Source organism: Methylopila turkensis, from assembly GCF_027922325.1.
Lineage (GTDB): Bacteria > Pseudomonadota > Alphaproteobacteria > Rhizobiales > Methylopilaceae > Methylopila > Methylopila turkensis.
In genome coordinates, this window is record NZ_BSFL01000001.1 from 433,790 (window position 1) to 460,019 (window position 26,230).

At 72.4% G+C, this 26,230-nt stretch carries 21 protein-coding genes; 15 read left to right on the forward strand and 6 right to left on the reverse strand.

What is annotated here, in order from left to right:
• Window positions 1-83: 83 nt before the first annotated feature.
• Window positions 84-815: a HugZ family pyridoxamine 5'-phosphate oxidase gene (locus PKE78_RS02015; protein ID WP_271199171.1), complete on the reverse strand. Its 732-nt coding sequence runs from the start codon at window positions 813-815 to the stop codon at window positions 84-86.
• A gap of 137 nt (window positions 816-952) precedes the next feature.
• On the opposite strand from PKE78_RS02015, the gene PKE78_RS02020 reads away from it, so the two are divergent.
• From PKE78_RS02020 to PKE78_RS02040, 5 genes are all read left to right on the forward strand, one after another.
• Window positions 953-1,666, forward strand: coding sequence for a response regulator transcription factor (locus PKE78_RS02020; protein ID WP_271199172.1), 714 nt, complete (start codon window positions 953-955; stop codon window positions 1,664-1,666).
• Between the two features lie 34 nt (window positions 1,667-1,700).
• Window positions 1,701-3,497: a sensor histidine kinase gene (locus PKE78_RS02025; protein ID WP_271199173.1), complete on the forward strand. Its 1,797-nt coding sequence runs from the start codon at window positions 1,701-1,703 to the stop codon at window positions 3,495-3,497.
• The gene (locus PKE78_RS02030; RefSeq protein WP_271199174.1) at window positions 3,494-4,009 is read left to right on the forward strand and encodes an HPr kinase/phosphorylase; all 516 of its coding nucleotides are present in this window, start codon (window positions 3,494-3,496) and stop codon (window positions 4,007-4,009) included. The genes PKE78_RS02025 and PKE78_RS02030 overlap by 4 nt, the downstream gene beginning before the upstream one ends.
• Before the next feature lie 65 nt (window positions 4,010-4,074).
• On the forward strand, window positions 4,075-4,476 hold the full coding sequence (locus PKE78_RS02035; RefSeq protein WP_271199175.1) for a PTS sugar transporter subunit IIA: 402 nt from the start codon (window positions 4,075-4,077) through the stop codon (window positions 4,474-4,476).
• 27 nt (window positions 4,477-4,503) lie between these two features.
• A complete protein-coding gene (locus PKE78_RS02040) occupies window positions 4,504-4,785 on the forward strand; it encodes an HPr family phosphocarrier protein (RefSeq protein WP_271199176.1) in 282 nt (93 codons plus the stop codon).
• Window positions 4,786-5,026: 241 nt separating this feature from the next.
• On the opposite strand, the gene PKE78_RS02045 is transcribed toward PKE78_RS02040, so the two are convergent.
• The gene (locus PKE78_RS02045; RefSeq protein WP_271199177.1) at window positions 5,027-6,049 is read right to left on the reverse strand and encodes a TIM44-like domain-containing protein; all 1,023 of its coding nucleotides are present in this window, start codon (window positions 6,047-6,049) and stop codon (window positions 5,027-5,029) included.
• Between the two features lie 243 nt (window positions 6,050-6,292).
• Here PKE78_RS02045 and PKE78_RS02050 point away from each other — a divergent pair, with 243 nt between their 5' ends.
• Both PKE78_RS02050 and ahcY read left to right on the forward strand, forming a co-directional pair.
• Window positions 6,293-7,108: an outer membrane protein gene (locus tag PKE78_RS02050; RefSeq protein ID WP_271199178.1), complete on the forward strand. Its 816-nt coding sequence runs from the start codon at window positions 6,293-6,295 to the stop codon at window positions 7,106-7,108.
• Between the two features lie 187 nt (window positions 7,109-7,295).
• Window positions 7,296-8,732 carry an adenosylhomocysteinase gene (gene ahcY / locus PKE78_RS02055; RefSeq protein WP_271199179.1) on the forward strand — a complete coding sequence of 479 codons (1,437 nt, stop codon included), beginning with the start codon at window positions 7,296-7,298 and terminating at the stop codon, window positions 8,730-8,732.
• Between the two features lie 70 nt (window positions 8,733-8,802).
• On the opposite strand, the gene PKE78_RS02060 is transcribed toward ahcY, so the two are convergent.
• Window positions 8,803-9,411 carry an NAD(P)-dependent oxidoreductase gene (locus PKE78_RS02060; protein WP_271199180.1) on the reverse strand — a complete coding sequence of 203 codons (609 nt, stop codon included), beginning with the start codon at window positions 9,409-9,411 and terminating at the stop codon, window positions 8,803-8,805.
• 71 nt (window positions 9,412-9,482) lie between these two features.
• On the opposite strand from PKE78_RS02060, the gene PKE78_RS02065 reads away from it, so the two are divergent.
• The 8 genes from PKE78_RS02065 (at window position 9,483) to PKE78_RS02100 (ending at window position 22,936) form a co-directional block, all read left to right on the forward strand.
• Window positions 9,483-9,920, forward strand: a complete 438-nt coding sequence (locus PKE78_RS02065; protein ID WP_271199181.1) for a winged helix-turn-helix transcriptional regulator — start codon at window positions 9,483-9,485, stop codon at window positions 9,918-9,920.
• 156 nt (window positions 9,921-10,076) lie between these two features.
• The gene (locus tag PKE78_RS02070) at window positions 10,077-12,509 is read left to right on the forward strand and encodes a sensor histidine kinase (RefSeq protein ID WP_271199182.1); all 2,433 of its coding nucleotides are present in this window, start codon (window positions 10,077-10,079) and stop codon (window positions 12,507-12,509) included.
• On the forward strand, window positions 12,506-14,071 hold the full coding sequence (tsaE, locus tag PKE78_RS02075; protein ID WP_271199183.1) for a tRNA (adenosine(37)-N6)-threonylcarbamoyltransferase complex ATPase subunit type 1 TsaE: 1,566 nt from the start codon (window positions 12,506-12,508) through the stop codon (window positions 14,069-14,071). Before PKE78_RS02070 ends, tsaE begins: the two co-directional genes overlap by 4 nt.
• A gap of 20 nt (window positions 14,072-14,091) precedes the next feature.
• Complete coding sequence (locus tag PKE78_RS02080) at window positions 14,092-14,790, forward strand: nucleotidyltransferase family protein (protein ID WP_271200048.1); 699 nt, start codon at window positions 14,092-14,094, stop codon at window positions 14,788-14,790.
• 92 nt (window positions 14,791-14,882) lie between these two features.
• Window positions 14,883-17,960: a double-strand break repair protein AddB gene (gene addB, locus PKE78_RS02085; protein ID WP_271199184.1), complete on the forward strand. Its 3,078-nt coding sequence runs from the start codon at window positions 14,883-14,885 to the stop codon at window positions 17,958-17,960.
• The gene (gene addA / locus PKE78_RS02090; RefSeq protein ID WP_271199185.1) at window positions 17,957-21,343 is read left to right on the forward strand and encodes a double-strand break repair helicase AddA; all 3,387 of its coding nucleotides are present in this window, start codon (window positions 17,957-17,959) and stop codon (window positions 21,341-21,343) included. The genes addB and addA overlap by 4 nt, the downstream gene beginning before the upstream one ends.
• Window positions 21,344-21,483: 140 nt before the next feature.
• Window positions 21,484-21,804: a thioredoxin gene (trxA, locus tag PKE78_RS02095; protein WP_271199186.1), complete on the forward strand. Its 321-nt coding sequence runs from the start codon at window positions 21,484-21,486 to the stop codon at window positions 21,802-21,804.
• A gap of 151 nt (window positions 21,805-21,955) precedes the next feature.
• Window positions 21,956-22,936 carry a Bug family tripartite tricarboxylate transporter substrate binding protein gene (locus tag PKE78_RS02100; RefSeq protein WP_271199187.1) on the forward strand — a complete coding sequence of 327 codons (981 nt, stop codon included), beginning with the start codon at window positions 21,956-21,958 and terminating at the stop codon, window positions 22,934-22,936.
• A 13-nt stretch (window positions 22,937-22,949) separates the two neighbouring features.
• Here the strand turns inward: PKE78_RS02100 and PKE78_RS02105 are convergent, their stop codons facing one another.
• The 3 genes from PKE78_RS02105 to trpA are packed head-to-tail and all read right to left on the reverse strand — an operon-like array spanning window position 22,950 to window position 26,080.
• On the reverse strand, window positions 22,950-24,269 hold the full coding sequence (locus PKE78_RS02105; RefSeq protein ID WP_271199188.1) for a bifunctional folylpolyglutamate synthase/dihydrofolate synthase: 1,320 nt from the start codon (window positions 24,267-24,269) through the stop codon (window positions 22,950-22,952).
• Between the two features lie 29 nt (window positions 24,270-24,298).
• The gene (gene accD, locus PKE78_RS02110) at window positions 24,299-25,219 is read right to left on the reverse strand and encodes an acetyl-CoA carboxylase, carboxyltransferase subunit beta (protein ID WP_271199189.1); all 921 of its coding nucleotides are present in this window, start codon (window positions 25,217-25,219) and stop codon (window positions 24,299-24,301) included.
• 27 nt (window positions 25,220-25,246) lie between these two features.
• Window positions 25,247-26,080, reverse strand: coding sequence for a tryptophan synthase subunit alpha (gene trpA / locus PKE78_RS02115; protein ID WP_271199190.1), 834 nt, complete (start codon window positions 26,078-26,080; stop codon window positions 25,247-25,249).
• Window positions 26,081-26,230 lie beyond the last annotated feature (150 nt).

Consider the following 26,230-nt stretch of genomic DNA (forward strand, 5'->3'; position numbering starts at 1 on the left):
GCCGAAAACATACGAATTCATCTCCCCCACCATGAAGACAAACTGAAAACTGAACTGTCACGATGCAGCGGCGCTGAATGCGCTCACGCCGCGGCGGCGCGGGCTCTGGCGACCAGATCGACCAGCCGTCGGCGCACGTCGCCCGCATTCTCAGCCCGCCCGTCGAACGGCAGGTAGAGCGCGCGGCCGTCCAGCCCGAGTTCGCAGCCGAGCGGGTCGACGCCCTCGAAGCGCCACGCGCCGTCCTCCGCGCCGAGCAGCGCGGTGGCGTAGAGCCTCGTCGCGTCGGCGTGATCCTCGTTCATATGCTCGACGACGCCCGCCTCCGCCTCGACCAGCGCCTCGGCGCCGGCGAGATCGGTCGCGAGCGCGTCCCAGACGAGGTCGACGATGCGGCCGAAGCCGGCGACGAGGTGGGCGCCCTCGGGCGCGAGCCGCAGCATGCGGAAGTCGGCGAAGTCGAAATAGCCCGCGGATTCCGGCTGCCGCGCGAGCCAGCGCCCACGGCCCGCCTGCTTGTCGATCCGCTCGACCGCGCCGAACAGCGTGACGCGCGGATGCGCCAGCGGGTCGCCGCCGCCGACCTCGGCGAACAGCAGGCTCGCGCGCGGATCGCGCTTCAGGTTGGCGGTGTGGCGGGCGAGATCGGAGACGAGCAGCAGCGGCGCGCCGTCCGGCGCGGTCGCGACCGCGACCAGCGACACGTAAGGGGAGCCCGAGGCGTCGAGCGTCGCGAGCCCCGCGCGGCGGGCGGCGCGGACCAGACGGCGGGTCTCGGCGACAGGGTCGAAAACGGCTGCGGCGGGGCCGGACATCTCTCAACTCCTCGTCGTCTCGCGCGGCGCGCCGTCGAAGTCGGCGCTTGACATCTGCGGCGTTCGGGCGCGCCGTCACAATTCAGCCACGCCATGCCGCTTCATGCGGCGGGGGACTTCATCTAGCAGACGGCGCCATGCCCACGATCGCTTTGGTCGACGACGACCGCAACATCCTCACTTCGGTCTCCATCGCCCTCGAGGCGGAAGGCTACCGGATCCAGACCTACAACGACGGGGCCTCGGCGCTCGAAGGGCTGAAGGCGGCTCCGCCGGACCTCGCCATCTTCGACATCAAGATGCCGCGCATGGACGGGATGGAGCTGCTCCGCCGCCTCCGGCAGAAGTCCGAGCTGCCGGTGATCTTCCTGACGTCGAAGGACGAGGAGATCGACGAGCTGTTCGGCCTCAAGATGGGCGCCGACGACTTCATCCGGAAGCCGTTCTCGCAGCGGCTGCTGGTGGAGCGGGTCAAGGCGGTGCTGCGCCGCTCCGCCGCCAAGGACGCGGCCGCCCTGCCCGGCGCCTCCACGAAGGACGCCGACAGCAAGGCGCTCGAGCGCGGACTGCTGATGATGGACCCCGAGCGGCACACCTGCACCTGGAAGGGTGAGCCGGTGACGCTGACGGTGACCGAGTTCCTGATCCTGCAGGCGCTCGCCATGCGTCCCGGCGTGGTCAAGAGCCGCAACGCCCTGATGGACGCGGCCTATGACGACCAGGTCTATGTGGACGACCGCACCATCGACAGCCACATCAAGCGGCTGCGCAAGAAGTTCAAGGCGGTCGACGACGACTTCGACATGATCGAGACGCTCTACGGCGTCGGCTACCGCTTCAAGGAAATCTGAGCGCGGCCGACGCCCGGGCGGCGGGCTTAATCCCATGAGCGTGGACGCCGAGCGGACGGACGATCTCGCCTCGCCCGAGGCGGAGGACGAAGGCGCCGTCCGCCGCCCGCTGCGCGCGCGGGCTCGCGACGCGCTGCACGCGCTGCGCCTGCTCGGCTTCTCCAGCCTGACGCGCCGGATCGTGGTGCTGAACCTCGCGGGGCTGCTCGCCCTCGCCTCAGGCATCCTCTACCTCAACCAGTTCCGCGCCGGTCTGATCGACGCCCGCGTCCAGAGCCTGCTGATCCAGGGCGAGATCATCGCCGGCGCGATCGCCTCCTCGGCGACGGTCGAGACCAACCAGCTCTACGTCGACCCGGACAAGCTGCTGGAGCTGCAGCTCGGCGAGAGCGCCTCCCCCGGCGAGGAGGGGCTGCAGAGCCTCGAATTCCCGATCAATCCGGAGCGGGTGGCCCCGGTGCTGCGGCGCCTGGTGACGCCGACCCGCACCCGCGCGCGCATCTACGACCGCGACGGCGGCCTGCTGCTGGACTCGCGTTCGCTCTACGCCCGCGGGGACATCCTGCGCTTCGACCTGCCGGCGCCGAAGACCCGCGACCCGAACCTGTTCGAGAAGGCGTGGTCGTCGGTGAAGTCCTGGTTCCGGCGCTCCGACCTGCCGCTCTACGCGGAGCTCGGCGCCGCAAACGGGCGCGGCTACCCCGAGGTGAACCGCGCGCTGTCGGGCGCGCCGCAGAGCGTCGTGCGCGTGAACGACAGCGGCGAGATCATCGTGTCCGTGGCGGTGCCGATCCAACGCTTCCGCGCCGTCACCGGCGCGCTGCTGCTCTCGACGCAAGGCGGCGACATCGATTCGATCGTGCGCGCCGAGCGCTACGCCATCGTGCGCTACTTCCTGGTCGCGGCCGCGGTGATGCTGGTGCTGTCGCTCTTGCTCGCGAGCACCATCGCCGGCCCCGTCCGCAAGCTCGCCGACGGCGCCGAACGGGTGCGCCACCGCATCCGCCACCGCGCCGAGATCCCCGACTTCACCAACCGCTCGGACGAGATCGGCCATCTGTCCGGCGCGCTGCGCGACATGACCAACGCGCTCTACGCCCGGATCGAGGCGATCGAGAGCTTCGCGGCCGACGTGGCGCATGAGCTGAAGAACCCGCTGACCTCGCTGCGCTCGGCGGTCGAGACGCTGCCGCTCGCCAAGTCCGACGAGGCGCGCGGCCGGCTGCTCGACGTGATCGGGCACGACGTGCGCCGGCTCGACCGGCTGATCAGCGACATCTCCGACGCGAGCCGGCTCGACGCCGAGCTGCAGCGCCAGGACGCCGAACCGGTCGACATCGTCAAGCTGCTCTCGACCGTCATCGACATGCAGAACAGCGTCCGGCGCGACGACGACATCAAGGTCGCGCTCAAGGTCGCCGAGGCGGCGCAGGGCCGCGACGCCTATCTCGTGCTCGGCCACGATTCGCGGCTCGCCCAGGTCGTCACCAACCTGATCGACAACGCGCGCTCGTTCTCGCCGAAGGGCGCGACGGTGCGGGTCAGCTGCCGGCGGGTGAAGAGCGCGGTCGAGATCATCGTCGACGACGTCGGGCCGGGCATCCGTCCGGACGCGATCGAGCGGATCTTCGAGCGCTTCTACACCGACCGGCCCGAGCACGGCTTCGGCCAGAACTCCGGCCTCGGGCTGTCGATCTCGAAGCAGATCGTCGAGGCGCACAGCGGAACGATCCGCGCCGAGAACCGGCAGGCCAAGGGCGCGCCGGACGGCGAGGAGCCGAAGGTCGCCGGCGCCCGCTTCGTGGTGCGGCTGCCGGCGGCGCTGACGTGACGGAGCACGCGACCTGCGTCGTGGTCGGGGACGCCGGCGTGCTGATCCGCGGCCCCTCGGGCGCGGGCAAGTCGTCGCTCGCGCTGGAACTGCTCGACCGAGCGGAGCGCGACGGCCGCTTCGGCCGCCTGGTCGCGGACGACCGCGTGACGCTGTCGGTCCATGGCGGGCGGCTCGTCGCCGCGCCTCCGGCCGCGCTTGCAGGCCTTATCGAGATCCGCGGCGTCGGGATCGTCCGCCGCGCCTGGCTGCCGGGCGCCGTGGTGCGGCTGGTCGTCGACCTCGTCGAGGCGCCCGAGCGGCTGCCTCCCGATGAGGCGCTGAGCGCCTCGATCTCAGGCGTCTCGCTGCCGCGACTCCCCGTCGCAGCCCGTTCCGCAGCCGGCGGCGCCTTGGTATCGCAGGCGTTAACACCCATGTTCACGCGACCGCATTGTGACGTCTACGCACTTGCGTTCGCGCCGCAACATGAAAAACTGGGCTTTCCGGCGCCGCAAGCGTCGGCATCCTGATCCGACCGCGCTGGGTGCGCGCGGCGGTCGCGACGTGGAGCGCAAGCGATTTGCGCGGAGACTGCATGATAGGCCTCGTTCTGGTCACTCACGGGCGTCTCGCCTGTGAGTTTCGCGCCGCGCTCGAACATGTGGTCGGGCCCCAGGGGCAGATTGCGACCATCACGATCGAGCCCGACGACGACATGGAGCTGCGGCGCGGCGACATCATCGCGGCGGTGCGCGAGGTCGACAGCGGCGACGGCGTCGCCGTTTTGACCGACATGTTCGGCGGCACGCCCTCGAACCTCGCCATCTCCTGCATGGACGGCCGCAAGGTTGAGGTCATCGCCGGCATCAACCTGCCGATGCTGATCAAGCTCGCCAGCGTGCGCTCCGACCTGCCGCTTGACGCGGCGGTCGTGCAGGCGCAAGAGGCGGGTCGCAAGTACATCAACGTCGCGAGCCGCGTGCTCTCGGGCAAGTGACCTGCAGGGCGTGAGGGCGTTCGACAGATGAGCGACGGCGGCGTTTCCCGCGAGCTGCCCATCGTCAACCGGCGCGGCCTGCACGCCCGGGCCTCCGCGAAATTCGTCCAGACCGTCGAGCGTTTCCAGGCCGACGTGTTCGTCAGCCGGGCCGGCGAGACCGTCGGCGGCACCTCGATCATGGGCCTGATGATGCTCGCCGCCGCCCCCGGCACCACCATCCTCGTCGAGGCGCGCGGCGCCGAGGCGCAGGAGGCGCTGGAGGCCATCACCGCCCTCGTCGCGAACCGCTTCGGCGAAGACGAGTAGGCCGCCGGACCAACGCCCCTTTCCCCCTCACCCGGATGACTACGTCATCCGACCTCTCCCCGCTGGGGAGAGGTAAAGAACGGCGCCGCATCGCACCTCTCCCCGGTGGGGAGAGGTCGGCCCGCAGGGCCGGGTGAGGGGGAGTGACATTCCCTCAGAGACGCCTCCTTTCCCTCCCCCAAACGAAAACGGCGCCCGCGAGGGGCGCCGTCGTCAGGTCGCGGGATTAAAACGCTGCGGTTCAGGCGGCCTGCTGGATCGCGGACAGCCGCCAGTCGCCGCCGCGCGGGCGGACGAAGGTCCAGAGCTCGGTCGCCTCGACCGGACGGTTCGGGTCGCCCTCGACCAGCCGGCCGGTTTCCCGGTCTTCGACCACGTCCACGAGGCCGTAGCGCATCGCGACCGTGGCGTAGTCGCGCTCGCCCTCGTTCCAGGCCTCCGACAGGTCGCCCTGCAGCAGCTTCACGTCGCGGATCCGGTTGACCACGCCGCGGCTGCGGTCGTCCTCGATGTCGGCCGAGAAGCCGTCGGCGACCTCGGCGGTGGCGAGACGGTTCAGACGCGCGAGGTCCTGGTCGGAATAGGCCGCCTGCACGTCGGAGAGCAGGCGTTCGAACGCGTCGAAGTCCTGGCCGTCGAGCGTAACCGGCGTCGCAGCCGGGGCGGCGCGGCCGAAACCGCCAAAGCCGCCAAGGCCGCCGGAGGCCGGACCGCCGTTCGCGGCCTGCGGCGCGTCGAAGCGGTAGCCGCCGCCCGGGGGCGGGGACGCCGGGTTCGGCGCGCTCTGGTAGGCCGGCGCCTGCTGGCTCTTGCGGTTGCGGAACCAGCTCATGGCGAGCCGCACCACGAAGAAGATGATCACGCCCTGCAGCACGAGGCCCAGGATCGAGGCGAGCGAGCCCAGTCCGCCGAAGAAGCCGGAGCCCGACAGCAGGCCGAACAGGCCCGCGCCGAGAAGGCCGCCCATCAGCATGCCGCCGAAGCCGCCGCCGAACATGCCGGGACGGCGCTGGGCCGCGGCCGCCGCGCCGGCGCCCTGACCGGGCTGCATGGCGTTCGGCTGCGTCTGCGAGCGCTGGATCGGCGCCGCGCCCGGAGAGGTCGCTGTGGGAGGCGGCGCCTGGAAGGTCTTCGATCCGCGGCTGCCGAATCCGCCGCTGCGGCCGGCGCGGGCGTCGGCGTCGAGAGGCGCGAGCGTCACGCCCATCACCAGCGCCGCAAGCGCGGTCGCGGCTATACGGCGGACGAGGGTCGGTCGGGACATTGGCGTTTCGTTTCCCCAGGTTGCGTTGCCCGCAATGTGGGGATGGGCGCCTGCGATGTCATCACACGGCCACGTCACTCGCGACGCTGTGATCGGACATGCCACCGCCGCGCGTCGGCCATAGTGCGGCCAAAATGCAACGCCCGCGCGCAATGGATAATGATCACAAGATCGTCTGAAACCATGGGGGCGCCCCTAGCGTAGCGTGGTTGCACAGCAAAGTGTCGCCTAGGGGACTAAACCATGATCAGCATGCTCCGCGCATCGGCCGCCGCCGCCGCGCTTCTCGTCACCGCCGCGTCGGCCGTCGCGGCCGACCTTCCGGCCTATGAGGAGCCGGCTCTGGTCGCCGTGCCGTCCTTCACCTGGACCGGCTTCTACGTCGGCGCCAACGCCGGCTACATCTGGGGCGACCACGACGTCCGCACGCGCGGCAAGGACGCGGCGACCCGCCTGAACGTCCAGAACCGCCTGCGTCCCCCGAGCCTCGGCATCGACGGCGACGGTTGGACCGTCGGCGGCCAGCTCGGCTACAACGTCCAGCTCGACAACTCGCCGATCGTGTTCGGCATCGAGGCGGACTTCAACTACACCGACATCGACGAGACCGCGCGCTACGCGATCCCGCCGCTCGCCCCCGCTCTCGGCACCATCCGCTCCAGCTTCTCGCAGGAGCTTGAGTACCTCGGCACCGTGCGCGGCCGCCTCGGCTACGCGTTCGACCGCGTGCTGGTGTACGGCACCGGCGGCCTCGCCTACGGCAAGGTCAAGACCTCGGCCCGCTTCAACAACAACCTGACGCCCGCGGGCGTCGGCGGCGCGGTCGGGTTCCAGGACAGCAAGAGCGACTGGGAAGTCGGCTACGCCGTCGGCGGCGGCGTGGAGTACGCCGTGACCGACAACATCTCGGTCAAGGGCGAGTACCTCTACTACGACCTCGGCGACACCACGCTGAACGTGAACCGCACCGCGGTCGCGCCGGTCGGCCAGTCGGGCTACAAGTCCAAGTTCGAGAACGACGGCCACATCGCGCGCGTCGGCGTGAACTACAAGTTCTGATCTCGCCCGACGCGAGGCGGAAGGGGCGGTCTTCGGGCCGCCCTTTTTTTGTCGTTCGCTTCCGACATAAAGACTTCTTTATGTCTTTATTGATCGCCGGCGAAAGGCGTGGTACGAGGCGGGCGACATGCACGTCCCGCCCGCGGCGCCCCCGCATGGCCGGGTCAAACGGAAGGATCGCTTTCTCATGAGCCAGACCGCCGCCGCCCTTAAGGACGCCCCGCTTCCCGACTACGTCGTCAAGGACATCTCGCTCGCCGACTGGGGCCGCAAGGAGCTCGCGATCGCCGAGACCGAGATGCCGGGCCTGATGGCCTGCCGCAAGGAGTTCGGCCCGTCGCAGCCGCTCGCGGGCGCGCGCATCGCCGGCTCGCTGCACATGACGATCCAGACCGCGATGCTGATCGAGACGCTGAAGGCGCTCGGCGCCGACGTCCGCTGGGCCTCGTGCAACATCTATTCGACCCAGGACCACGCCGCCGCCGCCATCGCCGCGAACGGCACGCCCGTCTTCGCCGTGAAGGGCGAGACGCTGACGGAGTACTGGGAGTACACGCACCGCATCTTCGAGTGGGCCGACGGCGGCACCCCGAACATGATCCTGGACGACGGCGGCGACGCCACCCTGCTGCTCCACCTCGGCAAGCGTGCGGAAGCCGGCGACGTCGCCTTCCTCGAAGGCGCGACCAATGAGGAAGAAGAGATCCTGTTCGCGGCGATCAAGTCTCGCCTCAAGACCCATCCGGGCTGGTACACGAAGAACGCCGACGCCATTAAGGGCGTGACCGAAGAGACCACGACGGGCGTGCATCGCCTCTACGAGTTCGCCAAGAAGGGCGAGCTGCTGTTCCCGGCGATCAACGTCAACGACAGCGTCACCAAGTCGAAGTTCGACAACCTCTACGGCTGCCGCGAGAGCCTCGTCGACGCGATCCGCCGCGGCACCGACGTCATGATGTCCGGCAAGGTCGCGATGGTCGCGGGCTTCGGCGACGTCGGCAAAGGTTCGGCCGCCTCGCTGCGCCAAGCCGGCTGCCGCGTGCTCGTCTCCGAGGTCGACCCGATCTGCGCGCTGCAGGCGGCGATGGAGGGCTACGAGGTCGTGACCATGGAGGAGGCTACCAAGCGCGCCGACATCTTCGTGACCGCGACCGGCAACGTCGACGTCATCACGGTCGACCACATGCGCGACATGAAGGACCGGGCGATCGTCTGCAACATCGGCCACTTCGACAGCGAGATCCAGATCGGCGCGCTGAAGAACTTCAAGTGGGACAACATCAAGCCGCAGGTCGACGAGGTCGAGTTCCCGGACGGCAAGAAGATCATCGTGCTGTCCGAAGGCCGCCTGGTGAACCTCGGCAACGCCACCGGCCACCCCTCCTTCGTGATGTCCGCCTCGTTCACCAACCAGACGCTCGCGCAGATCGAACTCTGGGCGAACAACAAGGACGGCAAGTACAAGAACCAGGTCTACGTGCTGCCCAAGACCCTCGACGAGAAGGTCGCGGCGCTGCACCTCGACAAGATCGGCGTGAAGCTGTCGAAGCTTTCCGACAAGCAGGCCGGCTACATCGGCGTGCCGCAGCAGGGCCCGTTCAAGCCCGAGACCTACCGCTACTGAGCCTCGACCGCTCATCCGCACGACCGACGGGGAGGCCATCGCGCCTCCCCGTTTTCGTTTCGGAGGCTCGTCAGTAGCCCACGGTGAAGCGCCTGCGGGAATGCGCCGGGCGCTCCAGTTCGTCGACGAAGGCGATGGCGAAGTCCTCGTACGAGATGCTGCTGCCGTCCGCGTTGGTCAGCAGCGCGTCGCCGCCGATCCGAAACGCGCCGGTGCGCTCGCCGGGGACGAACAGCGCCGAGGGCGACAGGAACGTCCAGTCGAGATCGCCCTCGCGCCGCAGCAGGTCGAGATAGGCCGCGCCGGCCGCAGCCTCCGCCTTGTACTCCTCGGGGAACTCCGGCGTGTCGATCAGCCTGACGCCGGGCGCGACCTCCAGGCTGCCCGCGCCCCCGACGACGAGATAGCGCGGAACGCCCGCCTGCTTCACCGCCGCCAGAAGGTTCGCGGGATCGCCCGCCGAGAAATGGACCGAGCTGATGACGGCGTCGTGGCCGCGCAGAACCTGCGCGAGGCCGGCGACGTCGGCCGCGTCCGCGGCGACCGCCGTCACGCCTTCGCTCTTCGCGATGCGGTCGGGGTTGCGGGCGATCGCGGTGACGGCGTGGCCGCGGCGGACGAGTTCGGCGAGGACGCGGGAGCCGACGGCGCCGGAGGCGCCGATCAATGCGACGTTCATGGTCGAGATCCTTTATAAGTTTCCGATGGAAACCTACATATCGATCTGACAGCAGGGCTCAAGAAGGCACCATGACGACACCAGGTCACCCGCGGGGCACCGCCTCCCCATCCGCCGCTTCGGGCGCGGCCAACGCCTACGCCGCCTCCTGCCCGACCCGGATGGTGCTCGACACAATCGCGGACAAATGGGCCGCGCTGATCCTCGGCCTGCTCATGAAAGGGCCGCGGCGCTTCAACCAGCTCCGCCGCGAGGTCGAGGGGCTGTCGCAGAAGGTGCTGTCGCAGACGCTCAAGGGTCTGGAGCGCGACGGGCTGGTGACGCGCACCGCTTTCCCCACCGTGCCGGTGACGGTCGAGTACGCCCTGACCCCGCTCGGGCGCACGCTCGCCCGGGTGGTGGACGGCCTCCGGATCTGGGCGGAAACCCACATCGCGGACGTGTTGGAGGCGCAATCCCTTTACGACGTGCGGGTGGGCAAAGGCGCCGCAGTCGGGGCGAAAAAGTGACCAAACGCACATTCGTACTCTTTATGGACTCTTGGGGGCGATTCCCCCGGTCAGTAGACTGACCTCTGATTCGTGACGGGCCGCGTGGGGCGGCGCGCACGTTTCCCGCAGCCGGAGCGAGTTGTCGCCCCGGTCCGCCGGTGGGGGTTGCAGCATATGTTCGAACGGCCGCGACTGGGACCCGCTCGCCTGGCGATCGCAGGCGCGGCGACCGTCCTGCCCGCCGCCTCCGCCCACGCCGCGCCCTTCGGGGCCTCCGAAACCGCTGCGCTCGCGCTGTTCCTCGGCGCGCTGTTCGTGGCCGTGACCTGCGCCATCATGCTGCTGCGCGCGCGCCAGCGCCTTGTCGACGCCGGCGTCGAAAGCGCCCGCGAGATCGCCGACCTCCGAAGCAGGCTCGACCGCGCCGAGGCGCTCGTCGCCTCCGAGACGCAGGTCATCGTCACCTGGCGCGGGGACGGCGCGCCCGAGATCGTCGGCGAACCGTCGCGCCTCGCCGGCCTGCCAGTGGGACGGCGGCTGCTCGCTTTCGGCGCTTGGCTCGAGCCCGAAGCCGCCCGCGGCCTTGACGCTCGCATCGACGCGCTGCGCCAGCGCGGCGAGCCGTTCCGCCTGGTGCTCCGGACGCCGCAAGGCGGCCATATCGAGGCCGACGGCCGGCCGGTCGGCGGCGCGGTCGTGATGCGGCTTCGCGACGTCACCGGCGAGCGCCTCGCGCGCGCCGAGATCGAGGACCGCAACGCCGAGCTTCAGGGCGCGCTCGGCCGCACGCTCGCGCTGATCGAGGCGCTGACCCAGCCGGTGTGGCTGCGCGACGAGGACGGCCGGCTCGCCTACGCCAACGAGGCCTACGCCCGCGGCGTCGAAGCGAAGGACGGCGTCGCGGCCGTCGAGCAGAACGCGGAGTTCCTCGACCAGACGATCCGCGCCGCGGCCCGCCGCGCCAACGAGGCGGGCCAGGTGTTCCGCAAGCGGGCCCCGGCCGTGTTCGCCAGCCAGCGCCGCATCTTCGACGTGGTCGAGGCCCCCTCGCCTTCCGGCGCGGCGGCGATCGCGATCGACGTCTCAGAGCTCGAGGACGTCCGCGCCGACCTCTCCCGCCAGATGGAGGCCCACCGCCGCACGCTCGACGAGCTCGCGACCGCGGTAGCGATCTTCCGCAAGGACGGCGCGCTCTCGTTCCACAACCAGGCCTACGCCCGGCTGTGGTCGCTCGACCCCGGCTTCCTCGAAGGCGGCCCGAGCGACGCCGCCATTCTGGACCGGCTGCGCGCCGACCGGCGGCTGCCGGAGGAGGCTGACTTCCGCAAATGGAAGGCCGAGCTGCACGAGGCCTACCGCGCGATCGAGCCGCGCGAGCACTGGTGGCATCTGCCGGACGGCCGCACGCTGCGCGTGGTGGCCGCGCCGAATCCGGAAGGCGGCGTCACCTATCTGTTCGACGACGTCACCGAGCGGCTGGAGCTCGAAAGCCGCTTCAACGCGCTCACCAAGGTGCAGCGCGAGACCATCGACCACCTTCAGGAGGCGGTCGCCGTGTTCGGCTCCGACGGCCGGCTGAAGCTGCACAACCCCGCCTTCGCCGCGCTCTGGCGGCTCGGCGAGGCCGACCTCGCGAACCGGCCGCACGCCGACGAGATCCTGAAGGCCTGCGGCGCCCGCGCCGCCGACGTCGACCTCTGGGCCCGGCTCAAGATGGCCCTGACCGCCATGCCGGACGAGCGCCAGCCGCTCGCGCTCCGCATCGACCGCGACGGCGGCGGCATCATCGACGTGGTGACGCTGCCCTTGCCGGACGGCGGCGCCTTGGCCACCTTCACCGACGTCACCGCGAGCGTGAACGTGGAGCGCGCGCTCCGCGAACGCGCCGAAGCGCTGGAGGCGGCCGACCGGCTGAAGAACGACTTCGTGAACCACGTCTCCTACGAGCTGCGCTCGCCGCTCACCAACATCATCGGCTTCGGCCAGCTGCTCGGCGACGCGCGGCTCGGCACGCTCTCGACCAAGCAGCGCGAATATGTCGAGCACATCCTGTCGTCATCGGCGGCCCTGCTCGCGATCATCAACGACATCCTCGACCTGACCACCATCGACGCCGGCGCCATGGAGCTGGAGCTCGGGCCTGTCGACATCCGCGAGGCGATCGACGGCGCGGTCGAAGGCGTGCGCGACCGGCTCGCGGAGGCCGGCCTCGGGCTCGAGATCGAGGCGGCCGACGACGTCGGGGTGTTCGTCGCGGACGCCAAGCGCGTCCGACAGGTGCTGTTCAACCTGCTCGCCAACGCGATCGGCTTCTCGCAGCCGGGCCTGTCGATCCGGGTCAGCGCGGAGCGCTCGAAGGACAAGGTGATCTTCCGCGTCGCCGACCGCGGGGCCGGCATTTCGCCCGAGCTGATCGAGAAGGTGTTCGACCGGTTCGAGAGCCGCACCGCCGGCGCCCGCCACCGCGGCGTGGGCCTCGGCCTCTCGATCGTGCGCTCGCTGGTGGAGCTGCATGGCGGGCAGGTCGCGATCGAGAGCAAGCCCGGCGTCGGCACCGTGGTCACCTGCGCCTTCCCCGTGCGCGCCATCGCCGCGGCCGCCGAATGAGGGGCCCTGCGAGCCTGATCGGCGCGGCGCGGACGACGGCGCAGAAGCCCGGCGTCGAGACCTGGGACCTGACGCTGCCCGACGAGGCGGCGACCGCGGCGCTCGCGGCCGACGTCGCCCGCGCGCTGAAGCCCGGCGACCTCGTGACCCTGTCCGGCGACCTCGGCGTCGGCAAGTCCACCTTCGCCCGCGCGCTGGTGCGCGCCCGCGCCAACGACCCCGAACTCGAGGCGCCGAGCCCGACCTTCACGCTGCTGCAGACCTACGACCTGCCGCGCGGCCCGATCGTGCACGCCGACCTCTACCGTCTGACCGGCCCGGAGGAGCTCGAGGAGCTCGGCTGGGACGAGGCCGGCGAGGACGCGATCGTGCTGGTGGAGTGGCCGGACCGGCTGGGCGCCGAACTGCCGCCGGACCGTCTCGACCTCGCGCTCGACATCGCGCCGGGGGGCGCCGGGCGGCGCGCCCGCTTCTCCGGCTACGGCGCCTTCGCGCGCCGGCTCGCGAGGCTGCGCGACGGAAAACGCTTCGTCGACGCCGCCGGCTGGGGCGAGGCGAGCCGCGAGCACGTGCAGGGCGACGCGTCGAGCCGGCTCTACGAGCGCCTGACGCTCGGAAGCCGCACCGCGATCCTGATGGACGCGCCGGCCCGCGCGCACGGCCCCGCGATCTTCGACGGCAAGAGCTACCTGACGCTGGCGCGGCTCGCGGTGGACGTGAAGCCCTTCGTCGCGGTCGCCGACGCGCTGCGCGGCCTCGGCTACGCCGCGCCGCAGATCTACGCCCAGGACCTCGTCAACGGCTTCCTGCTGGTGGAGGACATGGGCTTCGAGCCGGTGGCCGCCGGCGGCCAGCCGATCGCGAGCCGCTACGAGCTCGCCGCCGACCTGCTCGCCGACCTGCACGGCCGCGAGCTTCCCGTCGACCTGCCGGTCGGCCGCGAGCTCTACCGCGTGCCGCCCTACGACGTCGCCGCCATGCTGGTCGAATGCGAGCTGCTGAACGACTGGTACCTGCCCCACGCCACCGGCGTCTCGCCGGACCCGGAGGCGCGCGAGGCGTTCCACGCGCTCTGGCGCGCGGCGCTGGAGCCGGTGCTGGCCGAGGAGCCGACCTGGACGCTGCGCGACTACCATTCGCCGAACCTCACCTGGCGCGACGACCGCGAGGGGCTCGCCAAGCTCGGCCTGCTGGACTTCCAGGACATGGTCATGGGCCCGCCGGCCTATGACGTGGTCTCGCTGATGCAGGACGCCCGCGTCGACATGCCAGACGGGCTCGAAATGGCGCTCGCCGCCCGATATTTGGAGCGCCGCCGCCGGACTGACCCGAGCTTCGAGCCGCGCGCCTTCGCCCGCGCCTACGCCACCATCGGCGCGCAGCGGGCGACCAAGATCCTCGGCATCTTCGTCCGCCTCGCCAAGCGCGACGGCAAGCCCGGCTACCTCGCCAACCTGCCGCGCGTGCTGAAGACGCTCGCGGCGAACCTCGCCCATCCCGACCTCGCCGATCTCGCCGCCTGGTACGAGGCGCGGCTCGGGGCCATGGAGCAGCCGGCGTGAGCGCGCGCATCACCGACGCCATGGTGCTGGCCGCGGGTCTCGGCACCCGCATGAAGCCGATCACCGAGACGCGGCCGAAGCCGCTGGTGACGGTCGGCGACCGCACGCTGCTCGACCATGTGCTTGATCGCCTGGCCGAGGCCGGAGTCGAGCGCGCGGTGGTCAACGTGCATCACCACGCCGACCAGATGGAGGCCCATCTTGGCCGTCGGACCTCGCCGGAGATCATCATCTCCGACGAGCGCGGCCGGCTGATGGATTCCGGCGGCGGCGTGGTCAAGGCGCTGCCCCACCTGCGCGGCGACGCGATCTTCATCCTCAACGCCGACACGTTCTGGATCGACGGCGCGCGGCCGAACCTCGCCCGCATGGCGGAGATGTGGGACCCGAAGCGCATGGACGCGCTGCTGCTGGTGGCGGCGCTCACCGCGAGCGTCGGCTTCGAGGGCGCCGGCGACTTCCAGTTCTTCACCGACGGCCGCTTGCGCCGCCGCGCCGAGCGGCAGGTCACGCCCTTCGCCTACGCCGGCGTCGCGATCATGCCGCGCGCGGCGTTCGAGAACCGCGGCGACGAGCCGTTCTCGATCAACCGGCTCTGGAACGAGGCGATCGAGCGCGACCGCCTGCACGGTCTGCGGCTGGACGGCGTGTGGCTGCACGTCGGCACGCCCGAGGCGATCGTCGAGGCCGAGCGGGCGATCGACCTGTCGGTGGTGTGACGGCGACCGGCCTTCGCCGGCAGGGCGCCGATCGCGAAGCGCCGCCTGCGCATCTCTGACGGCGGGCAAGCTCCGCGCTATCCTCGCCCGCGATGAGCGATTCCCCGCGCGTTCCCAACGTCGTCACCATTCCCGCGGGCGCGCCGTTCCTGCGGACGCTGGTCGACGGCCTGCTGGACGGCGCGCTGATCCCCGGCTTCGCGCCGCGCGGCGACCCGCTGGCGCTCGCGGACGCCACCATCTTCCTGCCCACACGCCGCGCCTCGCGCGCACTTCGGGACGCCTTTCTCGAAGCGCTCGACGGCCGCGCCACCCTGCTGCCGCGCATCGCCCCGCTCGGCGACGTGGACGCGGACATGGAGGCGGCCGATCCGCTCGACGACGCGGACGCCGACCTGCCGCCCGCGGTCGCGCCGCTGGAGCGCCGGCTGACGCTGGCCAAGCTCGTCTCCCGCTTCGCGGAGACGCTCGACCGGTCCGCGCTCGCGCTCGGCGACGACGACGGGCCGCTGATCCCCGCGACCGCGGCGGAGGCGATCCACCTCGCCGGCGACCTCGAGGCGCTGATCGACGCGATCGAGACCGAGGAGGTCGACATCGCCGCGCTTGACCGGCTCGCCCCCGGCGAGCACGACCAGTATTGGGCGATCACGCAGTCCTTCCTGCAGGTCGCGCTGCGCCTCTGGCCCGAGCATCTCGACGAGATCCGGCGGCTGGACCCCAGCCGGCGGCGTCGGCTGCAGATAGACGCCGCCATCGCCCGCGTGCAGGCCGGCGGCGGGCCCGTGGTCGCGGCGGGCTCCACCGGCTCGGCGCCGGCGACCCGCCGGCTGATCGCGGCGATCGCCAACGCGCCCCAGGGCGCCGTCGCGCTGCCGGGGCTCGACCGCGACGGGCTCGACGACGCCTCCTGGGCGACGCTGATCGAGGGCGACGAGCCGGCGCTCGCCGGCCACCCCCAGCGCGGCCTCTCCCATCTCCTGCGCGCGCTCGGCCTCGCGCGCGCCGAGGTTAGGGAGCTCGCGCCCGCGCCTCGGCCGCTCGCCGCGCGCGGAAAACTGGTCGCGGACGCGCTGCGCCCGGCCGACACCACCGACCTGTGGAGCCGCGCGCCGCTTGCCCCGGCCGAGAGCGCCGCGGCGCTCGGCGAGGTCGCGATCGTCGCCACGGCCCACCCGCGCGGCGAGGCGACGGCGGCCGCGCTCGCGCTGCGCGAGGCGCTGGAGACGCCGCGCAAGACCGCGGCGCTCGTCACGCCCGACCGGGGCCTCGCCGCGCGGGTCGCGGTCGAGCTCGAACGCTGGGGCGTCGCGATCGACGACAGCGCGGGGCAGCCGCTCGGCGCCGCCCGCGCCGGCGCGCTGCTGCGGCTCGCCGCCGACGCCGCGCTTGATCCAACCCCCGCCAACCTGCTCGCGCTGCTGCGCGCCCCCGCCTGCCGGCTTGCGGCGGAGGCGGGACTGCCCGAGCGCGCGATCGACGCGCTCGATCTCGTCGCCTTCCGCACGCCGCTGGCGAAGCCCGGCTTCGCGGCGCTCCGGGCCGCGCTCGACGCGCGCGCCCGCGGCCCCGCCGCCCGTTTCGGCGGCGCGGACCGCGCTCAGGCCGCGCGCCTGCTCGACGCGCTGGAGGCGGCGCTCGCGCCGCTCGCGAGCCTCGCGGCGTCCGGCCCCACGCCGCTCGTCCAGCTCGCGACCGGCCTGCGCGCGGTCTATGACGCCGTCGCGGGCGCGCCCGAGGGCGACGACGCCGAGGAGCTCGGCCGCTTCCTCGACGAGCTCGCCGACGCTGCGGCGAGCGCCGATCCGATCTCGCCGCGCAGTTTTCCGGGCGTGGTCGAGGCGCTGATGGCGGGCCGCACGGTCCGCCCCCGGCGCGACCGGCATCCGCGGCTCCGCATCCTCGGGCCCCTGGAGGCGCGCCTGATCAGCGTCGACCGCATCGTGCTCGGCGGGCTGAACGACGGCGTCTGGCCGCCGGCGCCGCAGAGCGACGCCTGGATCAACCGCCCCTTGCGCGCGGAACTCGGCCTCGCCCAGCCGGAGCGGCGGATCGGGCTGTCCGCGCACGACTTCTGCCAGCTGCTCGGCGCGCGCGAGGCGGTGCTGACGCGCGCGGCCAAGGCCGGCGGCGCGCCGACCATCCCCTCGCGCTGGCTGCAGCGGCTGGCCGCCGTCGCGCCGGCGGACTACGCCGCGGCCGAGGCCCGCGGCGCCCGCTACGCCGCGCTTGGCGAGCGCCTCGACGACGCCGGGCGCGCCCCGCCCACCCGGCCGCCCGAGCCGCGCCCCGCGCTGGAGCTCAGGCCGACGCGGCTGAGCGTCACCGCGGTCGAGACCTGGCTGCGCGATCCGTATTCGATCTACGCCCGCCACGTGCTGCGCCTCGAGGAGCTTGGCCCCGTCGGCCCCGCTCCCGGCCCGGCCGAGCTCGGGGACGTGGTGCACGCGGCGCTGGAGGCGTTTCTCTCGTCTGGCGTCGCAATGGATGACATCGCAGCGCGGGAAAACCTGCTGCGGCTCGGGCGCGAGGCCTTCGGCGATCTCGCCGAGCGCGACGAGGTGCGGCTGATGTGGCTGCCGCGGTTCGAGCGCATCGCCGACTGGACGCTCGCCTTCGAGCGCGGGCGGAACGCGCAGGTGACGACCCGCCACGCCGAGCGGACCGGCGCCTTCGCCTTCCCCACCGTCGCGGGACGCGAATTCACGCTCAACGTCCGCGCCGACCGCATCGACCTGCTGGCCGACGGCTCGGCCGTGCTGATCGACTACAAGACCGGGCGCGCGGCGACCGCGCGGCAGGCGCTCGCGGGCTTCGCGCCGCAGCTTCCGCTCGAAGGCGCGATCTTGCGCGAAGGCGGGTTCGAAGGGATCGCGCCCAAGGCCGGGGCGCTCGGCGGCATGATGCTGCTGCGGCTCACAGGCCGCGACCCCGCCGGCGAGATCATAGACATCCGCCACAAGACCGAGCCGCTGGAGGCCGTCGCCGACGAGGCGCTGAAGCGCTTCCGGCAGGTGGTCGACCGGTTCGAGAACCCGGACGAGCCCTACCGCTCGCTGTCGCATCCGCAGTTCCTGTCGCGCCCCGAGGGGCCTTACGCCCATCTCGCCCGCGTCAAGGAATGGTCGGCGACCGGCGGCGCGGCCGAGGGCGACGGAGGCGAGGCGTGAGCGGCCCGAGCGAAAGGACCGTCGCGGATCAGGCGCGCGCCTCCGACCCCGCGAGCTCCGCCTGGGTGTCGGCCAACGCCGGCTCGGGCAAGACCTACGTGCTGGTGCAGCGGGTGGTGCGCCTGCTGCTCTCGGGCGCGGAGCCCTCGCGCATCCTGTGCCTGACCTTCACCAAGGCCGCCGCGGCCAACATGCAGAACCGGGTGGTGGAGCGGCTGCGCGGCTGGGCCACGCTGCCGGACGCTGAGCTCAGCCGCGAGATCGCGGGCCTCGACGGCGCGCCGCCCTCCCCGGCCCGGCTCGCCGGCGCCCGCCGCTTGTTCGCCCGCGCGCTGGAGACGCCGGGCGGGCTGAAGATCTATACGATCCACGCCTTCTGCGGCCGGCTGCTGCGCCAGTTCCCGTTCGAGGCCAACGTGCCCGCGGGCTTCGCCGAGCTCGACCCGCGCGATCAGGCCGAGATGCTGGCGCGCGCCCGCGCCGCCGTGCTGGCGCAGGCCGCGCGCGACCCCGGGGGCGCCGTCGGCCGCGCGCTCGCGCGCCTCGTGCCGACGGTCGCGGCCCAGACCATCGACGACGCGGTAACCGAGGCGCTTCACGGGCGGGCGGAGCTGAAGGCGCTGTTCGAGGACCCGGCGATCGGCGGACCGGACGGCGCCGCCACGGCGCTGGCGCGGACCTTCGGTCTCGGCCCGGACGACGCCCGCGAGGCGCTGGAGGCGCAGGTGCTCGGCGCCGGCGTGCCCGACGCCGAATGGCCGGCGATCGCGGCCTCGCTCGTCGAAGGCTCCGTCACGGACCAGAAGCTCGCCGGACATCTGCTCCGCGCGGTCGCGGCGCGCGACCCGGGCGAGCGCCGGGACGCCTATCTCAGCCTGTTCCTGACCGACGCCGGCAAGCCGCGCGCGCCGAAGACCTTCCTCACCAAGGCGACGCGCGCGGCCTATCCCGACATCGCCGCGCTGCTCGACGGCGAGATGGCGCGGCTCTCCGACCTGCTGCCGCGCCTCGCCGCGGCCGGAATCGTCGAGCGCACCCACGCGCTGCTGACGCTCGCGGAGGCGACCATCGCGGCCTACGCCCGCGCCAAGTCGGCGGAGGCGCTGCTCGACTACGACGACCTGATCGACAAGGCCCGCGCGCTGCTCGGCCGGGTCAGCTCGACCTGGGTGCGCTACAAGCTCGACGGCGGGCTCGACCACGTGCTGGTCGACGAGGCGCAGGACACCTCGCCCCAGCAGTGGGAGATCGTGCGCCGGCTCACCGAGGAGTTCTCCGCCGGCGAAGGCGCCCGCGGCCCCGACCGCCGCACCGTGTTCGCGGTCGGCGACGAGAAGCAGTCGATCTTCTCGTTCCAGGGCGCCGAGCCCGCCGCCTTCGGCGCCACGCGCCAGACCTACGGCCGCGAGCACGACGCCGCCGGGCGGCCGTTCCAGGACGTGCGGCTGCAGGAGAGCTTCCGCTCCGCATCCGTGGTGCTGCGGGCGGTGGATTTCGTGTTCGCCCGCGAGGAGGCCCATGCAGGCCTGAGCTCGGACGCCGCCGGCACCCACCACACCACGACGCGCCGCGACGCGCCCGGTTCGGTCGAGGTCTGGCCAATCGTGCCGGCGATCGAGGCCAAGGGCGCCGAGGAGGCCTGGGACGCGCCGTTCGACGAGGTCAAGCCGCAGAGCGCCGTGGTGCGGCTCGCGGAGGCGATCGCGCGCGAGATCGACCGCGCGATCGCCGCCCGCGAGGTTCCGGCCGGCGAGGTGCTGGTGCTGGTGCGGCAGCGCAAGGCGCTGTTCGAGGCGATCCTGCGCGCGCTCAAAAGCCGGGGCGTGCCGGTGGCGGGCGCGGACCGGCTGATCGTCGGCGAGCACATCGCGGTGATGGACCTGGTCGCGCTCGGCCATGCGCTGACGACGCCGGACGACGACCTCGCGCTCGCCTGCGCGCTCAAGAGCCCGCTGTTCGGGCTCGACGACGACGACCTGATGGCGGTCGCGGCCCAGCGCTCCGGACGACTCGCGGACGCGCTCGCAGGCGGCCCGCCGCGGGCGCAAGTTGCAGCGGCGAAGCTGGAGCGGCTCAAGCGCGAGGCCGCCCAGCGCACGCCGTTCGCCTTCTACGCCGGGCTGCTGGCGGAAGGCGGCGCGCGCCGCGCCTTCCGCGCGAGGCTCGGCCACGAGGCGGACGACCCGCTCGACGCCTTCCTCGACCTCGCGCAGGATTTCTCCGCGACCCACGCGCCGTCGCTCGCGGGCTTTCTCGTCTGGCTCGCCGCAGCCCCCGCCGAGATCAAGCGCGACCTCGACGTCTCCTCCGGCGAGGTGCGGGTGATGACCGTGCACGGCGCCAAGGGGCTCGAGGCCGGCTTCGTCGTGCTCGCCGACACCTGCGGCGGCGCGGCCTCCGGGCGAGGCTCCGCGCTGCTCGACGTGCCCCGGCCGGAGGCGGGCCACGGCGCGGCGCCGATCCCGGTCTGGGCCGGCCGAAAGGACGACGACCCGCCGGCCCTGGCCGCCGCACGCGCCGAGGCGCGCGCCGGCGCGGAGGCCGAGCACCGCCGCCTGCTCTACGTCGCCATGACCCGCGCCCGCGACCGTCTGCTGGTCTGCGGCCACGAGGGCGGCCGCCCCCGCCCCGAGGGCGCGTGGTACGACCTGGTCCGCGACGGGCTCGCCGGCGCGGAGGGCGTCGAAAGCGTCGACATCGGCATGGAGCAGCCGGCGCTGCGGCTGCGCGTCGGGGCTCTGTTCTCCGACGGCGAGCCCGAGCTGCCGCTCCCGGCGCCTCAGGCTCCCCCGCCGGACTGGCTCGGCCGCGCCGCCGCTCCGGAGGCCGCGCCCGGCCCGCCGCTGTCGCCCTCCGCGCTCGCGGTCGACGATCCCGACGCGCCGGCGCCGATCCCGGGGCCCGGCGCAGATGCGGCGCGGGCGCGCGGCGCGCTGCTGCACCGGCTGCTGAAGGCGCTGCCGGAGCTCGCGCCCGAGCGGCGGGCGGAGGCGGCGGCGCGGCTCGCCGCCGGCGCGGCGGAGGCGCTGCCGCCCGACGTGCTGGCGGAGGCGACGTCATCCGCGCTCGCGATCGTCGCCGATCCCGCCTTCGCCGCGGTGTTCGCCCCCGGCGGGCGCGGCGAGGTCCCGATCGTCGGGACGCTCGCGGACGGACGCCCCGTCTCCGGCCGCATCGATCGGCTCGCGGTGACGGAGCGCGAGGTGCTGGTGGTCGACTACAAGACCGACCGCCGGCCGCCGCCCGAAGGCGCGCCGGTCCCTCCGGGCTACGCCGCGCAGCTTTCGGCCTACGCCGAGCTGCTCGCCGCGATCTGGCCCGACCGCCCGGTGCGCGCCGCGATCCTGTGGACCGCCGCGCCGCGGCTCGACCGGCTGCCGTGACCGCCGACCCATGCGCGGCCAAAGGCCCTGATCCGCTTCGCTTGACGCTCCCCCGGGCGGTTCATACGTTCGCTCCGAACGAAGAGCAGGACCGCCCACGCCCGCGGGCCGTCCGCCGGACCAACACAAGGATGCTATCCATGGCGACCGCCAAGGTTTCCGACGCCACCTTCGACGACGACGTGCTCCGCTCGACGGAGCCGGTGGTGGTGGACTTCTGGGCCGAATGGTGCGGCCCCTGCCGCGCCATCGCGCCGGCGCTGGAGGAGATCTCCAACGAGATGGCCGGCAAGGTGAAGATCCTGAAGCTGAACGTCGACGAGAACCCCGAGGTCGCGACCCGCTTCGGCATCAGCGCGATCCCGATGCTGATGATGTTCAAGGGCGGCCAGCACGTCGCCACCCAGCGCGGCGCGGCTCCGAAGTCCAAGCTTGTCAACTGGATCGAGAGCGCGGTCTGAACCTCGCTACAGCTCGGCTCTGAACGACGAAAGCCCTCCGGCGGACCGCGCCGGAGGGCTTTTTCGTCGCCGAAGCCGCGCCGGGCTTTCGACTTTGGTCGCGGATGCGCTAGCCTTCATGCGACAGTCACAGTCACAGCGGAGCTGAACGATGACCGAAGGCGTCACCCGCCGTCAGGCGCTCGCCGCGACCGCGGGCCTCGCGCTCGCGGCCGGAGCGGGACCCGCCCGCGCCGCGTTCCCGGAGCGTCAGATCACGGTCGTCGTCCCGTTTCCGCCCGGCGGGCCGAACGACATCATCGGCCGCCTCGTCGGCCTCGCCTTCGAGCGGGCGTTCAAGGCGCCGGCGATCATCGAGAACCGGCCGGGCGCGGGCGGCGCGCTGGCGCTCGGCGTGAGCGCGCGGGCGACCCCGGACGGCTACACGGTCGTGCTGCCGTCCGGCGTCAGCTACGTCACCCAGCCCGCGCTGCTCCCCGACGCGCCGTTCAAGCTCGACGGCTTCCGCGCCATCGCCATCGCGGCGAGCGGGCCCTCCGTCCTCGCCGTCCGCAGCGGCTTCGAGGCGACCTCGGTCGAGAAGCTCGTGGCGCTCGCCAAGTCGCAGCCCGGCGTGCTCACCTACGGGTCGTCGGGCGTCGGCACGACGCTCCATCTCGGCGGCGAGCTGTTCAAGCGGCTGGCGGCGGTCGACATCATGCACGTGCCCTACAAGGGCACCAGCGAAGTGGTCCTCGACCTCGCGGGCGGACGCATCGACATGGCCTTCATCAGCCCGATGAACGCCCGCAAGCTCGCCGACGACGGCAAGATCCTGGCGCTCGCGACCACCGGCGCGGCCCGGCCCAAGGGTTGGGAGCAGACGCCGACCGTCGCCGAGGCGGGCGTCGCGGGCTATGCGCTCGACAGCTGGTATCCGCTGCTCGCGCCCGCCGCCACGCCCGACGAGGCGGTGCGCGCGCTGAACGCCGCGCTCGCCGAGGGGCTGAAGGCGCCCGAGGCGCAGTCGCGCCTCGCCGATCTCGGCTTCACGCCGCGCGGCGATTCCGTCGAGGCCTCGGAAGCGTTCATCGCCGCCGAAAGCCGCAAATGGACCGACCTGATCGCGCAGGCGAAGATCTCGGCCGAGTAGCGCGCGGGGCTCGCTACTGCGGCGGCGTGCCGTTGGCGGCGAGCGCCTCGCCGGCAAGGTAGAGCGAGCCGATGATCAGCACGCGCGGCGGCGTGGGGCCGGCGGCGCGGGCGGCGCGGGCGAGCGCCTCCTCGATCGAGGCGCAGCCTTCAGCCGCCAGTCCGGCGCGCTCGGCGGCCGCGAGCACCTCGTCCGGCGTGCGGGCCGCGGTCGAGGAGCCGATCGGCACGCAGTAGACGCGGCCGGCGAGGCCGGCGAAGGCCTCGAGGAAGCCGTCGGAATCCTTGGTGTTGAGCATGCCGACGACCATGACGATCGGCTTCGGCGAGCGCTCGTCGAGTTCGGCGAGCGTCGAGGCGACGGCGCGGCCGCCGTCCGGATTGTGGCCGCCGTCGAGCCAGAGCTCGGAGCCTTCCGGCAGCAGCGCCGGCAGCCGCCCGCCCGAAAGCCGCTGCATGCGCGCGGGCCAGTTGACCGAGCCGAGCCCGGCCTCGATCGCCTCCGCCCCGACGCCGAGCGCCTGCAGACCGCGCAGGGTGGCGATGGCGGCGCCGGCGTTCTCGATCTGGTGGCGGCCGACGAGCCGCGGCAGCGGCAGGTCGAGCAGGCCGTCGCCGTCCTCGAACACCAGCCGGCCGCGCTCCTCGCGCGCCTGCCAGTCCTGTCCGGCGATGGCGAGCGGCGCGCCGACGCGGGCCGCCTCGCGCTCGATCGCGGCGAGCGCGGCGTCGTCCTGCCGGGCAATCACGGCCGGGGTCAGGCTGCGCAGGATGCCGGCCTTCTCATGCGCGATCGCCTCGATGCTGTCGCCGAGGAACTTCTGGTGGTCGAGGCTCACCGGCGTGATCACGCTCGCGATCGCCGACGGCACGACGTTGGTGGCGTCGTAGCGCCCGCCGAGCCCGACCTCCAGCAGCAGCACGTCGGCCGGCTCGCGCGCGAACAGCAGCAGGGCCGCGGCGGTGGTGATCTCGAACAGCGTGATCGGCTGATCCGCGTTCGCCGCCTCGACCTCGCGAAAAATCTCGGTCAGGCGGCCTTCGTCGACATAGGCGCCGCCGCCGGGCGCGCCCAGCCGGATGCGCTCGTGGAAGCGCACGAGATGCGGCGAGGTGTAGACGTGCACGCTCTTGCCCGCCGCCTCCAGCATCGCGCGCAGGAAGGCGGTGGTCGACCCCTTGCCGTTGGTGCCGGCGATCTGGATCGTCGGCGGCAGCGCCCGCTCGGGATGCCCGATGTCGCCCAGAAGCCGCGCCACCCGCCCGAGCGAGAGGTCGATCTCCTTGGGATGCAGCGCCAGAAAGCGCGCGAGGATGGCCTCGCTCTGGTCCACGAGCGGCTCACTCCGGGCGGGCGACGCGCTCACGCGTGGGCGACCTCGGCCGCGGCCTCGTCCGAGGTCGGCTCCGCCGCGACCGCGGGGGCGGCCGGCTTGGCCGCGCCCGTCAGCAGACGGCACAGCCGCGCGAGCGTCCCGCGCAGATCCTTGCGGTGCACGACCATGTCCACCATGCCGTGCTCCTTGAGGTATTCGGAGCGCTGGAAGCCGTCGGGCAGCTTCTCGCGGATGGTCTGCTCGATCACGCGGGGGCCGGCGAAGCCGATCAGCGCGCCGGGCTCGGCGATGTGGACGTCGCCGAGCATGGCGTAGGAGGCGGTGACGCCGCCGGTGGTCGGGTTGGTCAGCACCACGATGTAGGGCTTGCGCGCCTCGCGCAGCATCTGCACCGCGACGGTGGTGCGCGGCATCTGCATCAGCGACAGGATGCCCTCCTGCATGCGCGCTCCGCCCGAGGCCGCGAACAGGATGCAGGGCGTGCCGCGCTCCACCGCGGTCTCGAGCCCGCGCACGATCGCCTCGCCGGCCGCCATGCCGAGCGAGCCGCCCATGAACTCAAAGTCCTGAACCACCACGGTGACGGGCGTTCCCTCGATCGCCCCGACCGCGACCTTCACGGCGTCGTTCATGCCGGTCTTGGTGCGGGCGTCCTTGAGGCGGTCGGCGTATTTCTTCTCATCGCGGAACTTCAGCGGATCGAGCGCGACCTCAGGCAGCGCGATCTCCTCGAAGCCGGGGTCGAGCGTCGCGGCAAGGCGCTGCTTGGCCCCCATGCGCATGTGGTAGCCCGAGCCGGGGATGACCCAGTCGTTGGCCTCCACGTCCTTGTGGAACACAAGCTGCCCGGTCTCCGGGCACTTGATCCACAGGTTCTCGGGCGTCGTCTCGCGACGGGTCCAGAGGCTGTTGATCTTCGGGCGAACGACGTTGACGAGCCAGTTCATTGGGGCCTTAGCCTCCAGCTTAAGCGTTCAGGCCGCGGCGCGGCCGGAGCGGGCGCCGGCCGCGAGCGCCGACACGAGGTCGGTGACCGCCGAAACCGTCTTTTCCGTGGCGCGGCCGTCGCCGTCGAGGCTGGTCCGCACCGCGTCCACCAGCGCCGAGCCGACCACCACGCCGTCCGCGCCCCGCGCGATCGCCGCCGCGTGCTCCGGCGTCTTCACGCCGAAGCCGACCACGACCGGCAGCGCGGTGTGGCGCTTGATGCGCGCGACCGCGGACGCCACCACGCCGAAATCGGGCGTCGCCGCCCCGGTGATCCCGGCGATCGACACGTAATAGACGAAACCGGAGGTGTTTTGGAGCACGGCGGGAAGCCGCACGTCGTTCGTCGTAGGGGTCGCGAGCCGGACGAAGGCGAGGCCCGCCTTCAGCGCAGGCAGGCAGAGCTCCTCGTCCTCCTCCGGCGGCAGGTCGACCACGATCAGGCCGTCGACGCCGGCCTCGCGCGCGTCGGCGAGGAAGCGGTCGACGCCGTAGACGTAGATCGGATTGTAGTAGCCCATCAGCACGATCGGCGTGGCGTCGTCGCCGGCCCGGAAGGCGCGCACCAGGTCAAGCGTGGTCGTGACGGACTCGCCGTGCTTGAGCGCGCGCAGGCCCGCCTGCTGGATCGCCGGGCCGTCCGCCATCGGATCGGTGAACGGCATGCCGAGCTCGATCACGTCCGCCCCCGCCCCCGGCAGCGCCTTCAGGATGGCGAGCGAGGTCTCATGGTCGGGATCGCCCGCCGTGATGAAGGTCACGAGGGCCGCGCGGTTTTCACCACGCGCGAGCGCAAAACGGGCTTCGATGCGGGCGGTCATGTCAACAGGACTCCAGGACGGACAGCGCCCTCGCCTGTCGCCGCTGGCCGGCGCATCATCGCGCCATGGCGGGACAGTACGCTGGCCTTCACCTCTCCCCAGCGGGGAGAGCTCGGCGAGGGGCGACGCCGGGTGAGGCCGCCTTCGGCC

What these genes read in the sequence shown, in the direction of transcription:
- ahcY (WP_271199179.1), top strand. Translation starts at nt 7,296, where the DNA reads ATGAGCCAGACCGCCGCCGCCCTTAAGGACGCCCCGCTTCCCGACTAC.
- PKE78_RS02070 (WP_271199182.1), top strand. Translation starts at nt 10,077, where the DNA reads ATGTTCGAACGGCCGCGACTGGGACCCGCTCGCCTGGCGATCGCAGGC.
- PKE78_RS02065 (WP_271199181.1), top strand. Translation starts at nt 9,483, where the DNA reads ATGACGACACCAGGTCACCCGCGGGGCACCGCCTCCCCATCCGCCGCT.
- PKE78_RS02025 (WP_271199173.1), top strand. Translation starts at nt 1,701, where the DNA reads ATGAGCGTGGACGCCGAGCGGACGGACGATCTCGCCTCGCCCGAGGCG.
- PKE78_RS02015 (WP_271199171.1), bottom strand. Translation starts at nt 815, where the DNA reads ATGTCCGGCCCCGCCGCAGCCGTTTTCGACCCTGTCGCCGAGACCCGC.
- PKE78_RS02100 (WP_271199187.1), top strand. Translation starts at nt 21,956, where the DNA reads ATGACCGAAGGCGTCACCCGCCGTCAGGCGCTCGCCGCGACCGCGGGC.
- accD (WP_271199189.1), bottom strand. Translation starts at nt 25,219, where the DNA reads ATGAACTGGCTCGTCAACGTCGTTCGCCCGAAGATCAACAGCCTCTGG.
- PKE78_RS02050 (WP_271199178.1), top strand. Translation starts at nt 6,293, where the DNA reads ATGATCAGCATGCTCCGCGCATCGGCCGCCGCCGCCGCGCTTCTCGTC.
- tsaE (WP_271199183.1), top strand. Translation starts at nt 12,506, where the DNA reads ATGAGGGGCCCTGCGAGCCTGATCGGCGCGGCGCGGACGACGGCGCAG.
- PKE78_RS02035 (WP_271199175.1), top strand. Translation starts at nt 4,075, where the DNA reads ATGATAGGCCTCGTTCTGGTCACTCACGGGCGTCTCGCCTGTGAGTTT.
- trxA (WP_271199186.1), top strand. Translation starts at nt 21,484, where the DNA reads ATGGCGACCGCCAAGGTTTCCGACGCCACCTTCGACGACGACGTGCTC.
- trpA (WP_271199190.1), bottom strand. Translation starts at nt 26,080, where the DNA reads ATGACCGCCCGCATCGAAGCCCGTTTTGCGCTCGCGCGTGGTGAAAAC.
- PKE78_RS02080 (WP_271200048.1), top strand. Translation starts at nt 14,092, where the DNA reads ATGGTGCTGGCCGCGGGTCTCGGCACCCGCATGAAGCCGATCACCGAG.
- PKE78_RS02060 (WP_271199180.1), bottom strand. Translation starts at nt 9,411, where the DNA reads ATGAACGTCGCATTGATCGGCGCCTCCGGCGCCGTCGGCTCCCGCGTC.
- PKE78_RS02045 (WP_271199177.1), bottom strand. Translation starts at nt 6,049, where the DNA reads ATGTCCCGACCGACCCTCGTCCGCCGTATAGCCGCGACCGCGCTTGCG.
- PKE78_RS02020 (WP_271199172.1), top strand. Translation starts at nt 953, where the DNA reads ATGCCCACGATCGCTTTGGTCGACGACGACCGCAACATCCTCACTTCG.
- addB (WP_271199184.1), top strand. Translation starts at nt 14,883, where the DNA reads ATGAGCGATTCCCCGCGCGTTCCCAACGTCGTCACCATTCCCGCGGGC.
- PKE78_RS02040 (WP_271199176.1), top strand. Translation starts at nt 4,504, where the DNA reads ATGAGCGACGGCGGCGTTTCCCGCGAGCTGCCCATCGTCAACCGGCGC.